This is a genomic window from Thermostichus sp. MS-CIW-23, assembly GCF_054059455.1.
Genome location: NZ_JBSSCC010000057.1, coordinates 1 through 11,499, shown reverse-complemented (window position 1 = coordinate 11,499; position 11,499 = coordinate 1). Strand labels below are relative to the sequence as shown.

Genomic DNA, 11,499 nt, shown 5'->3' with positions numbered 1-11,499 from the left:
GAAGACTTCTTTACTACTGATCAATCCATCCTCCTTCCGAAGTTGGTTTGCTAAGTGCTGCTATTGTACCCCTTGAGCCCTTAACAGGCTGTATTCTAGACCAGACAAGGGTGTGAGAGGCAATGGAACGGAGGGGTATCTCGGAGTTTACGCAGTCAAAGAGCTTACAGTTACCGTCAGAGATGCAAAGGGAAAAAACATAAGATTATTGAAGCTATTTCCTGGAGAGAGGCAGTAGGCTGTTGTGTTATCAAGGGTGGAATGCGGAAGAGCAATTTTCTGGAGTTTTTGCAAAGTGACTCATGTCCGGAACTGGATGCGCGGAAGGTGGTGATTAGAGTTCGGAAGTGGAGGGTTTGATTCAAGGAACAGGTGCGCGGATCATAGACCTGCCTGTGTATGCACCAGAGTTGAATCCGATTGAGAGGATGTGGTCGGTATTGAAGCCTTTTATCCGGCAGTTTTCCAGAGCCGGGAAGTATGGGATGGAGCAGATAGCAGAGACCTCTTGACTACTCATCAATCCATTCTGCTTCCGAAGTTGGTTTGCTAGGTGTTGCTACTGTGCCCCTTGATTCCTTAACAGGCTGTACTGCTCCATCCCTATGCACGAAGAGGGATGCCGCCGCCCTAATTACTGGGAAGAGACTCCCAGATACTTTGTCCCTCTAATGTCCCTCTAGTAAGAGGTACTGCACCACGAAGCACTCAGTGCCGCCGCAGGCGAACAAGCTGGCGGAGTTCGCAGTTACTGTATCAAGAAGCCGTCATAAAGGGCGGGGCTTGTAACCCAGTTTTCTGGTCAATGTGGCGTTGGCATCTCTTTGTGCTTTATCCTGAGGGGCGATAAGCTAAAGTACAGTAACAACACAGTCCTAAACTGGGAACTTTATTGATGCCTCCGCGCTCCTCTTCCTCCCAGAGTGGCTCTACCCCATTCCCCTTTCTGGAGGGGCGGGGTGCTGCTGACGGTGAGGCTGAGTCGAGCTTGCCGCTGGGACAGCGTCTGCTGCGGGCAGGGCTAATTTCCCAATCCCAGTTGGCTCAGGCCCTGCGAGAGCAACAGCAAAACCACCTCAAGTTGGGAGAAGTGTGTCTCGAGCACGGCTGGCTCACCCCAGCCGCTCTCTACCGCTTCCTGCCCAGCCAGTCCCTTTCTCTGGGAGAGATTTTGGTGGCACTGGGCCACTTGGATTTTGAGCAGTTGCGGGTTGCTCTGGCCCAACAGCGTCGCTACGGGCGGAAATTGGGGGAGATTCTCACCTGGAAAGGCTGGGTACAGCCAGCCATTTTGGATCGCGCCTTGGATGTTCAGGTGCAACTGCAACGGATGGCTTCCCCCAATGCGTGGGAAGCACTGCAGCCTTTTTTGGCTAAGGATCCCGTACCCGAGGTTCAGCCTATCCCCCGAAGATCGACAATTCCTGGCCGAGAAGACCCAGCTCAGGATTGGCCTGCACCCGAAGAGGCCAGGAGAGAGAGTACGGTTCAGCCGCCGAGTCTTGAATCTGCGGCTGGGGGAGATTCCATCCCTGGAACATTAGCCGCGGCAGCCTCGGATCCCTTTGCCGATGAGCCTCAACCGGCCACCTTGGCTGACTACCGCAAGCAAGTGGAAGCCTTGCGGCTACAAATCGAGCTCCAGGAACAGGAATGGGATCGGATCCTGGCCAACATGAACCAGCAGATTGCCGATTTTCAAAACCAGTATCAGCAGCGCATTCAAAAACTGGAAGCCACCATCCGTCTCCAACAAGCAGAGCTCCAGCACCAGGCAACGTTGCAGCAGGATTTGCGGGTTTGGCGGGAACAACTGCAAAGGCTGGAAACGGAGCTGGCTCTTGCCCGCGCTGCTGAGCAAAGGGCGCAGCGGCAGTTGCAAACCCAGCAAGATTGCTATCAGTCGGAATTGGAGCAGTTGCAAGAGCAAATCCAGATTCTGCAGAAACGCCAGTTGGACTCGGTGCCCAGCAGCGTTGTGGCTGACCTACGCGCTCAATTGGAAGCGGCGCTCCAGCAGCTCCGGTCGGGGCGGGATCAGCTGCAGGCCCAACTTGCCCAGCAAGCTGCAGAGCCAGAAGCTGCCCCATCCCGGCATCTGGATTCCTTCTGGCCAGAGCAGGTTGCCGCCTTGGAGCAACAGATTGCGGAGCTGAGGGCCGCTTTGCAGATGTGGCAAGAGCGCTACGCCCAGCTACAGCAAGAGCACGAGGCCCAAATGGCGCGGCTTTCCGGCTATGTTCCCCCAGAGCAGGTGGAAAGCTTACAGGCGCAGCTACAACAACTGCAAGCGGAAATAGCACAGCTGATGGCAGCCAACCGTGACTACGAAGCGCACCTTGCCCAACTGGAGGAGCAACTGCAGCAGAGCCAAGCCCTGATCCACCAGCTCAGGGCAGAACGGGCCGAGGCCGACCAGCGCATTGTCCAACTGGAGGGATCCCTGCAAGCCCGCCAAGAAGCCTTGGAGCAAGCTCAACAACAACTGAAAACCACGGGATCCCGCCTCAGCGCCCTTCAACAGCAGCAGGCCAACTTGACGGTGGAACTGCGAGACGCGCGAGAGCTGCTGGCGGCCTATCGGCAGAGCCTGGAGTCCCTGCAAGAGAATCTCAAGATTGAGCAGAATCGCAACCGTCTGCTGCAGGTGAGTTACGAACAGCAAAAGCTGATCGCCGAAGCAGCCCAAGCCCAGTTGAGAGCAGCCAACTTCTCTGGTTCAACCGCCAAAGATGAGCCAGCACGTTCGCGTGAGCGAAACACAGTCCTTACGAGGAGACTGGAGGAACCTGCGACCGATGCCGGGGAGCTTCCCGCCAATCCTGAGGACACGCCGACGGATCCTTTGCTGGCGGAACTCACCCCCTGGGCCAGGCATCTGTTCCAAAACTTGCAGGCAGCGGGCTTGCTGGATCGGCCCCAGATCCAAGACATCCTCAGCCGCTGGCAACAGTCGGGGGGCAAGCTGACCGCGGTCATTGGCGAGTGTACCGGCCTGAAGGCAACCACGATCAAGTTCTTTGCGGATGGGGGGTATTCTGCCCGTTTGTCGGGGTGCCGCACGGTGGGAGAGTTCCTCAAGGCTGCCGACTTGTTGGCTGCTGAAGTGCTGGAGTCCTTGCCGCCGATGGATGAATCTTCGCCCCACTGGGGGGATCCCTTGGTGGAGCGGGGGTTATTGCGACCGGAGACGCTGCAGTATTTTCGCAAACATTTCCTGCCAGCTTCTGCCAGCGGATGCTGAGATATGCCAGAACTCCGTCCGAGCGCCGAGACCGTCAAGCGGATGAAGGTCTTGCCTCCACAGCACATTGTCGGGCAGGAGATGGCGGCACGACTGCTTGTGGCGGCCCTGGAGAAGGGGCGGGTGACTTCCAGCTACTGCTTCCTGGGCCCCCAAGGGGTGGGGCGGAAGCTGATGGCCCGTTGGTTTGCCCAGGCCCTCTTGTGCGAATCCAGCTCCGGGATCCCTTGCGGCAAGTGCTCCCACTGCCGTTGGCTGCTGGCGGGCAACCATCCCAATCTCCACTGGGTCAGCCCCACCTACCTGCACCAAGGCCGCCTAATTGCGGCAGACTCCCCGGAGGCGCAAACCTTGCAACGGCGCTCGCCGCCCCAAATTCGCCTGGAGCAGGTGCAGGGGGTATCCCGCTTCTGTGCCCGCAAGCCGATTCGAGCCCAGCGAAAGGGCTCCGCCCCGCTATCGGGAGCGGTGGTGGTGCTGGAGGGAGCCGAAACCTTGGCGGAAAGCGCTGCCAATGCTTTGTTGAAAACCCTGGAGGAGCCAGGCCCAGCCCATATTATACTCATCGCCCCCCAGGCGGCCTCGCTGTTGCCGACGCTGTTGTCCCGCTGCCAGATGGTGCCTTTTCGCCGCCTCAGCCCAGAAGAGGTCGACCGGGTGCTGAGTGGGTTGGGTTGCCCAGATCTGGCAGGGATCCCTCGATCCGAGCTGATTGCCTTGGCCCAGGGCAGCCCCGGCCTGGCCTTGCTGGCCCACCAGCACCTGCAGCAGATCCCGCCGTCGCTCCTTGAGGAACTCAAACGTTGGCCCTGGCACTCTTCTCTCCAGCAGGCATTGGAATTGGGCAGAGCGGTGGCCAGTTTGGAGCTGCCGGCACAACTGTGGCTGATCGATTATTTGCAGCAGCATTTTTGGGCGCAGGGATCCCGTCAGCCGTTTGCGCCAGGGGTGCAGAGCGCCATCCGGCAGTTGGAACGCATTCGCCAACACCTGTTGCAACTGGTGCAGCCCCGTCTCTGTTGGGAGGTCAACCTTGCCAGCATTAGCCCGGGTGGGTGATGTGGTAGCTGCCGTCGGCTTGTACCCAGGCGATCTCCGGGATCCGACATTGGCGGGCATAGGCTTCGATCTCTTCAGGGGCCCGATCCAGCAATTCCAGCTCCACTGACTCCATTCGCGTCAGCGGTGCGGTTCCCGTTAGGGTGCCGTAGGCATAGCACTCTTCTCGCCAGCGGGCGGCCAAGGCCAGCGCCGCCGGGATCCCTGCCGGCACCAGGGGCACCACCAACCGTTTGCAGCCCATCTCCTCGGTTTTGGGGTCGGGGGGCAAGAGCCGCAGCAGCGTATCCGGCAGAAGGGTAAAGCCAATCCCCGGCTGTTCGACCTGCTGAGGGCTGTAGAGAGCATGCAGCCGGTCGTAGCGTCCCCCCAGAGCAATGATCTCCCCGCCTGCCACCGCCTGAAAAACGATGCCGGTGTAGTAGGCCAGGGTTTGCAACAAGCTCAGATCCAGCACCACCCGCACCCCATGTTCCTCCAGCACCTGGCAGAGCTGCCGCAGATCCCGCAGCCGCTCAGGCGGCACAGGCAACTGAGCCAGGTCAGAAAGAACTTGGCCGGGCTGTCCCCGCAGCCCCAGAATCTGCAAGCCAATTTGGCGGGCGGCTTCTGGCAGAGGGGCCGATTCCAGGTAAACGTAGTCGAGCTGGGCAATGGCACGGCGCACTGCCGCTTGGGCCGTGGGGGCAACGGCGCTGAGCAAACTCTCGGTGAGGCTGACATCTCCCAGCAGCAGCGTCCAGGCGGCCTCCGTCCCGTTTACACAAGAAGAGATGCCGATCGAGCGAATGCAATCGGCCAGCAGCAGCAGAATCTCGGCATCTGCCAGCCATCCCCCTGCCCCGATCAGCTCCACTCCGGACTGAAAAAACTCCTGGCTACTGTAGGATCCCTCCTCCCGCCGGCTGTTGCGAAAAACGCTGCCGTGGTAGTAGAGCCGCAACGGCAAAGGCCCACCGGCTAGACGGGTGGCTGCCGCCCGCACAATGGAAGCAGTGAACTCGGGGCGCAGCCCCAGCATCGTCCCTTCGCCATCCCGCAGTTGCAGCACCGACTCAGCGCGGATGGATCCCCCCGCCAGCAGCGTTTCCAGCCGCTCTAGGGTGGGAGTGATGATGCGCTGGTAGCCGTAGCGTCGGAAAACCCGGGTCAGCTGAGCCTCCAGCTTCTCCCGCCGTTGTACTTCCCGCGGCAGGAGATCCCGGGCACCGCTGGGGGGGCGCAGGCTGCTGGAGACGGTAGAACTGGCTTCAGGGCGCTCCGCACCGCTGACGCGAGAGTGCTCCGCACCGCTAACGCGAGAGTGCTCCGCACCGCTAACGCGATTGTACACAGGGCAACTCCGACAGGCTGTCCTGCCGCATCCTACCACTTGGAAGGGAGATCGACCGGGATCTTTGGGCTTCCCTCTAGTCCTCGATTTACCGGGCTATCGGTTAGCTTGCAGCACAATGCTCAACCTCGCTGACGAACCTTCCGACAGACGTTGTTGGTCTGGGCGATAGCAGCTTGACGTGGATTGGCCAAACCGGTGAGCTGGCTGGCACATTTTTTGTAGGCATTTCGCCTAGGCTAAAGTTTGCTCCACCTTCAGCCTGTGTGCTCTTTCAGAGCGAGGAGCAACTACCTGCAGCTTGCGGGGAAGTCGCGCCTGTGGAGATCCCTTTGGCGGGGTGGTAGAGGTGAGCTCTACCACTGGCCATGGGTCGTGGAAGCAAAAAGAAAGCATCAACCTGCGCGAAAGTCCGCTTTTGCTCGGTGTTGTATAAGTCTTTCAGAGCGGAAACTCAGGCCACTCCCAGATGGGATCCGTGGAGCGCACTCGGTGCATTCCTGCTTCCGCAAAGCGGGCGAAGGCGGCCTCCGCCTGTTTGCTGAAATCCACAACGCCGGGGATCACCACCGCCGAGGTGCAGTCCTCCAGAAGATAAACTTTCTTGGCCAAGCTGGGATCCGTGGCTTGGATTTCCTGCAGCAGGTCACTCACCGTCCAGGCCACGCAATGGCTTTTGGCTTGGCCAGCCACGATCAGCGCATCAAACTGCAGCAGGTGGCGGATAAGAGGCTCATTTTTCTCGTCGATGGGATCCCCTTCCGGCCCAGTCAAAACCTCCGGGCTAAGCACGGAATAATTTTCCGTCAAGGGATTGGCTCCCTTGAGCTGCAGGCTGGGCTGGCTAAGGCGGGCCATGCCGTGAAAGAAAATCGCCTCCTCCACCGCCGGCACCAAGGCATGGCCGATCCCCCCCAGCATGGAGTGGTAGGGCCAGACGATGAGGGGATATTTCCCCCCCTGCTCCAACTGCTCGGCGTAGTGCAGAGCGTAGACCTGCAACCGGGTTAGATCCCCTTGGGTCAGGCTGGCGGCTACAGCCGGGTTCACCCGCCACCGCCCGCAGCGGATATCGGCTGCCGAAATGGCCGTGGCCGGCTCAGGATGGGCTCCCTGCGCGTCCACCCAAAAGACGGGGTGGAAGATCTGCATGGCCGTGTGGGTGTCGAGGGTGGCAACAATCTGGGTGATGCAGGCCAAATTGCGGTAGATGAACTGACAAAGCCGGCGATTATCTTCCACCGCTCCCAATCCGCCGGAACCGGCCACAAACAACTCAAAGCCGGGAATGCAAAAGGTGTTCTGCACATCAATGAGCAGCAAGCCCACCCGCACCCGATCCGCCTCTGCCGGCGGGATCCCTTGCTCCTTGGCCCAGAGCTCGGCTTCTGCTGCCCGCTGTTGGTAGGGCACGCGCCAAATCTCTCCCACCCGCTCCGGATCAAAGTGGGGGGGAAGGCCCGCTGGAGCCTTAACAGTTAGCTCCTGTAGAGTGGTATTCATGGCGTTCTTCCGGTGGGGGCTGGATTGACCAGGCTTGCACCCGCTCGATAGAGTTGGACGGGTAACACTTATGGTTGGTTTCACTATAAGTTGGGGGCAAGATTTTGTCCAGATGGCCGCCTGTATTTCTGGCTGAGTTTGGGTTTGGTGTCTTGTCGAGGCCGATTTTTAGGGTTTTTTGGGGTTGTGATGCTTCTGGTGGATCCCTACAAGCAGCCTTACTTATGGTAAGTTTCACTATAACCTTCGCAACAGCCCTCTGCTCGATCCCGCCGTTCCCCACTGGCTTCTGCCCCGAGGTTTTTCATGTTGAGCCCTGATTTCTCGTCGTTGCGGCCCCAAGACTATGGCCTGCTAACCGACCTGTACCAGTTCACCATGGCCGCCTGCTACGTGGGGGAAGGGCTAGAGTCTCAGCCCGCTGCCTTTGAGCTGTTTGTGCGGCGGCTGCCCACCGACTATGGCTACCTAATCGCCATGGGGCTCACCCAGGCAGTGGACTATCTGCAGCAACTGAGCTTCGCCCCCGAGGCTTTGCGAGCGCTGCGGGAAACGGGCATTTTCGCCGATGCGCCGGAGCGCTTTTGGGAGCTGCTGGCCCGCTGCCGATTTGAGGGGGATGTGTGGGCGGTGCCGGAAGGAACCGCCATTTTCGCCAACCAGCCCCTGTTGCGGGTGGAAGCCCCCCTCTGGCAAGCCCAACTGGTGGAAACTTACTTGCTGTCCACCTTTAACTACCAGACCCTGATCGCCACCAAGGCGGCCCGTATGCGAGATGCAGCAGGGGATGAGGCCATTTTGTTGGAGTTCGGCACCCGGCGAGCTTTTGGTCCCCAGGCGGGGCTGTGGGCAGCCCGGGCGGCTCTGGCGGCAGGGTTCAATGCCACCTCCAACGTCTTGGCAGCCCTGAAATTGGGGCGCAAGCCGGCAGGAACCATGGCCCATTCCCTAGTGATGGCCATTGCTGCTCTCTCGGGAGACGAAACCCGCGCCTTTCAATCCTTTCGGCGCTACTTTCCCCAAGCTGCGCTTCTAATCGATACCTACGATCCCATCCAAGGGGCGCGCACAGCAGCCCAGCTCTTTGCGGCCAGAAGCCCAGATCAACTGGGATCCCAGGGGGAAATCGGCGGGGTGCGCATCGACTCGGGAGATTTGGAAGATCTCTCTCGCCGGGTGAAACAAATTTTGCCTCAAGGCGCCCCGGTGTTCGTCAGTGGGGATTTGGACGAATACGAGATCGAGCGCCTGCATCGCTCCCAAGCCCCCATCAGCGGTTATGGGGTGGGCACCCGCCTGGTAACTGGAGAAGGCGTAAACGGGGTGTACAAATTGGTGGAAATCAATGGGATCCCGGTGGCCAAAGCTTCCTTTGCCAAAGCCACCCTTCCCGGTCGCAAGCAGATCTTTCGCGGCCCTGAAGGAGACTTGTTGGGCCATGCTGACGAGCCCCCGCCTCCTGGCTACGAACCGCTCTTGCGCAAAGTTATGGAAAAAGGGCTGCTGCTGGATCCCTTGCCGGATCTGGAAGCCATTGCCCGCACCAGCCGCGCCTCTGTGCTGTGCCTGCCCCAGGGAGTGCGACAACTGCGCCAGCCGGATCCCTGGCCCACAGCCCTGACTGCCGCTTTGCAACGGTTGAAAGACCACACCCTTGGCCAGGAATGTGCCTCGGCGGGCCCTGCCTGAGGAGAAGGAGTCCCGCTGCACTATAATGTTCTAGCTTCAAGGTCTCCGCTTTGAGGTTTGAGTTTTGCCATTGGACTTGAGCCTCAGGCCATTTTGATTTTTGGTGTTTTCCTAGTCTTTGCCCCCAGCTCTATGACCCAACGTGCCCTAATTACCGGCATCACCGGACAGGATGGCTCCTATCTGGCCGAGCTGTTGTTGAAGAAAAACTACGAAGTTCACGGCATCATCCGCCGCGCCAGCACCTTCAACACCGACCGCATCGACCACATCTACGTGGATGCCCACAACCCCCAGGCCAGGCTGTTTCTCCACTACGGGGATCTCACGGATGGCACCACCCTGCGCAGGATTTTGGAACAGGTGCAGCCGACGGAAGTGTACAACCTGGGGGCCCAATCCCACGTGCGGGTGAGCTTTGATGCGCCGGAATACACCGTCGATGCAGTGGCCATGGGCACGCTGCGTCTTCTAGAGGCCATCCGCGACTACCAGCAGCGCACCGGGATCCGGGTGAAGTTTTACCAGGCAGGCTCCTCGGAGATGTTCGGCCTAGTGCAAGAGATCCCGCAAAAGGAAACCACCCCCTTCTACCCGCGCAGCCCCTATGCCTGTGCCAAGGTGTACGGCTACTGGCAGACGGTCAACTACCGCGAAGCCTACAACCTCTTCGCCTGCAACGGTATCTTGTTCAACCACGAAAGCCCACGGCGAGGGGAAACCTTTGTAACCCGCAAGATCACCCGCGCCGTCAGCCGCATTGTGGCCGGCAAACAGGACAAGCTCTACCTGGGCAACCTGGATGCCAAGCGGGACTGGGGCTACGCCAAAGACTACGTCGAGGGGATGTGGATGATGCTCCAACAACCCCAGCCGGATGACTATGTGCTGGCTACCGGGGAAACCCACACTGTGCGCGAGTTTGTGGAACGGGCCTTCGCGCTGGTGGGCCTGCCGATTACCTGGAAAGGTTCCGGCCAAGCCGAACAGGGGTTGTACAAAGACCAAGTGTTGATCGAGATCGATCCCCGCTACTACCGCCCAACCGAGGTGGATCTGCTGTTGGGGGATGCTTCAAAAGCCAAGCGAGTCCTAGGATGGGAGCCCAAGGTGAGCTTCCCGCAGTTGGTGGAGCTGATGGTGCTGGCCGACTTGGAAGCCATCGGCCTGGATCCGGATCCCATCTTGGGGGAACGGCGCACCCTCAACGGCTTGCTTAGCGAAGATCGCGCTTTCATCCGCACTCAGCTGGGGGTTCACTACGACTGACAAGACAGTTAGAACGGTGGAGACGGGATCCCAAAAGACCGCCTTGACCCCTTGTCCAAAGCAGGAACTAAACGCTTAATATAGTAGATCGCCGATTCTTTTGGTGCCTCGTCCTCTTGCTCCCCAGCTGACCATCTCTTGCTGACTTTGTTTGCTGATTTCGGAGAAATGCCCCCATGTCCCGCTACACAGGCCCCCGCCTAAAAATTATTCGTCGCTTCGGGGGACTTGATCTGCCCGGCTTGACGCGCAAGCGCCCCAAAAATACCAACCCGCCCGGTATGCATGGCGCCGAGCGCAAGAAAAAATCCGAATATGCCATTCGCTTAGAAGAAAAGCAGAAGGTGCGCTTCAACTACGGGCTGAGCGAGCGGCAGATGATCCGCTACATGCGCAAGGCACGGCGCTCCAAGGGATCCACCGGTTTGGCCTTGCTGCAAATGCTGGAAATGCGGTTGGATTGCATCGTGTTTCGTCTGGGCATGGCTCCAACCATTCCGGCAGCTCGGCAGCTCGTGAGCCACGGCCACATAGAGGTTAACGGCCAAAAGGTAACCATTCCCAGCTATGGCTGCAAAGTGGGGGATGTGATTACAGTAAAAAACAAGGAATCTTCCCGCAAGCTGGTGGCCGCCTACGCGGAGTATCCGGGGTTGTTTTTGCCGGACTACCTGGAGTTTGACAAAGAAAAGCTGCGCGGACGCATCAAGGAATTGCCCCCCCGCGAGCAAATTTGCGCCCCGGTCAACGAGCTTTTGGTGGTTGAGTTCTATTCCCGCAAGCTCTAGGGATCCCCTTTTGTGGCCATTGCAAATTGCAGGGGAATTTTGGGCAGTTTGACGTTCTCCTCACCCTTGAGGCCGGGGGATTTTTCACGGTTTGTTTTTTGTAGCGTTTCCCCTGCTCATCGCTCCTGTTGGCGATGCGTAGCGTTAGCTAGACCGCCGGGAAGCCCTGCCCTCTGTTAGTGACTAGTGGCTAGTCACTATCCACTCACCACTATCCAGGGTGAGGGTCGGGATGAAAGGCGGGGACACTTTGGTTTTCAATGGACTGGCCTAAAACCGAGACGGTAACCCCACCGCATGAAGCAATAGGGTAGGATTCATTCCAGTAGATTACCCTTGCCTCAATGAGAACTGCTTACCAGTACCGTTTGCGACCTACGCCCAGCCAGATTGCTTTGATGAGCGAGTGGCTAGACTTGTTACGGAAGCAGTACAACTACCGCTTGGCAGAGCGCTTTGCGTGGTGGGAACACAATCGCTGTGACATCAATGCTTGTCCCCTAGTCTGTCATTTGCCCAAGCTGAAAGACAAGCCCGATTTCTACTCCCAAAAACGGGACTTGGTGAAGACGAAAGCCCTGTTTCCGCAGTACAGAGCCATCCATTCGCAAGTC

The 11,499-nt window shown here is 58.9% G+C and carries 8 protein-coding genes and 2 pseudogenes; 7 read left to right on the top strand and 3 right to left on the bottom strand.

What is annotated here, in order from left to right; genetic code table 11:
• Window positions 1-105: 105 nt before the first annotated feature.
• From ACVW0B_RS13500 to ACVW0B_RS13490, 3 genes and pseudogenes are all read left to right on the top strand, one after another.
• Window positions 106-575, top strand: a pseudogene (locus tag ACVW0B_RS13500) (transposase); the annotation flags it as partial.
• Between the two features lie 320 nt (window positions 576-895).
• Window positions 896-3,244: a hypothetical protein gene (locus ACVW0B_RS13495; protein ID WP_457491926.1), complete on the top strand. Its 2,349-nt coding sequence runs from the start codon at window positions 896-898 to the stop codon at window positions 3,242-3,244.
• Between the two features lie 3 nt (window positions 3,245-3,247).
• Window positions 3,248-4,303 (top strand): DNA polymerase III subunit delta', encoded by a 1,056-nt coding sequence (locus ACVW0B_RS13490; RefSeq protein WP_457491925.1) that lies wholly within the window; start codon window positions 3,248-3,250, stop codon window positions 4,301-4,303.
• Here the strand turns inward: ACVW0B_RS13490 and ACVW0B_RS13485 are convergent.
• Window positions 4,287-5,636: an ATP phosphoribosyltransferase regulatory subunit gene (locus ACVW0B_RS13485; RefSeq protein WP_457491924.1), complete on the bottom strand. Its 1,350-nt coding sequence runs from the start codon at window positions 5,634-5,636 to the stop codon at window positions 4,287-4,289. The two genes, ACVW0B_RS13490 and ACVW0B_RS13485, sit on opposite strands and share 17 nt — an antisense overlap.
• Before the next feature lie 441 nt (window positions 5,637-6,077).
• A complete protein-coding gene (locus tag ACVW0B_RS13480) occupies window positions 6,078-7,139 on the bottom strand; it encodes an isochorismatase (RefSeq protein WP_457491923.1) in 1,062 nt (353 codons plus the stop codon).
• A gap of 306 nt (window positions 7,140-7,445) precedes the next feature.
• On the opposite strand from ACVW0B_RS13480, the gene ACVW0B_RS13475 reads away from it, so the two are divergent.
• The 3 genes from ACVW0B_RS13475 to rpsD all read left to right on the top strand — a co-directional run bounded on the left by ACVW0B_RS13475 (window position 7,446) and on the right by rpsD (window position 10,885).
• Window positions 7,446-8,828, top strand: coding sequence for a nicotinate phosphoribosyltransferase (locus ACVW0B_RS13475; protein ID WP_011432726.1), 1,383 nt, complete (start codon window positions 7,446-7,448; stop codon window positions 8,826-8,828).
• 132 nt (window positions 8,829-8,960) lie between these two features.
• A complete protein-coding gene (gmd, locus tag ACVW0B_RS13470; RefSeq protein ID WP_414344822.1) occupies window positions 8,961-10,097 on the top strand; it encodes a GDP-mannose 4,6-dehydratase in 1,137 nt (378 codons plus the stop codon).
• A 176-nt stretch (window positions 10,098-10,273) separates the two neighbouring features.
• The gene (gene rpsD / locus ACVW0B_RS13465) at window positions 10,274-10,885 is read left to right on the top strand and encodes a 30S ribosomal protein S4 (protein WP_011432724.1); all 612 of its coding nucleotides are present in this window, start codon (window positions 10,274-10,276) and stop codon (window positions 10,883-10,885) included.
• Window positions 10,886-11,096: 211 nt separating this feature from the next.
• Here rpsD and ACVW0B_RS13460 read toward each other — a convergent pair.
• Window positions 11,097-11,216 (bottom strand): annotated as a pseudogene (locus tag ACVW0B_RS13460) (IS200/IS605 family transposase); the annotation flags it as partial.
• Between the two features lie 13 nt (window positions 11,217-11,229).
• Here ACVW0B_RS13460 and ACVW0B_RS13455 point away from each other — a divergent pair.
• The coding region (locus ACVW0B_RS13455; protein ID WP_457491922.1) for a helix-turn-helix domain-containing protein at window positions 11,230-11,499 on the top strand (270 nt) is incomplete at its 3' end.

Bases quoted from the DNA above. Each gene is read 5' to 3' on its own strand.
- gmd (WP_414344822.1), top strand. From the start codon at position 8,961: ATGACCCAACGTGCCCTAATTACCGGCATCACCGGACAGGATGGCTCC.
- ACVW0B_RS13475 (WP_011432726.1), top strand. From the start codon at position 7,446: ATGTTGAGCCCTGATTTCTCGTCGTTGCGGCCCCAAGACTATGGCCTG.
- ACVW0B_RS13490 (WP_457491925.1), top strand. From the start codon at position 3,248: ATGCCAGAACTCCGTCCGAGCGCCGAGACCGTCAAGCGGATGAAGGTC.
- ACVW0B_RS13495 (WP_457491926.1), top strand. From the start codon at position 896: ATGCCTCCGCGCTCCTCTTCCTCCCAGAGTGGCTCTACCCCATTCCCC.
- ACVW0B_RS13480 (WP_457491923.1), bottom strand. From the start codon at position 7,139: ATGAATACCACTCTACAGGAGCTAACTGTTAAGGCTCCAGCGGGCCTT.
- rpsD (WP_011432724.1), top strand. From the start codon at position 10,274: ATGTCCCGCTACACAGGCCCCCGCCTAAAAATTATTCGTCGCTTCGGG.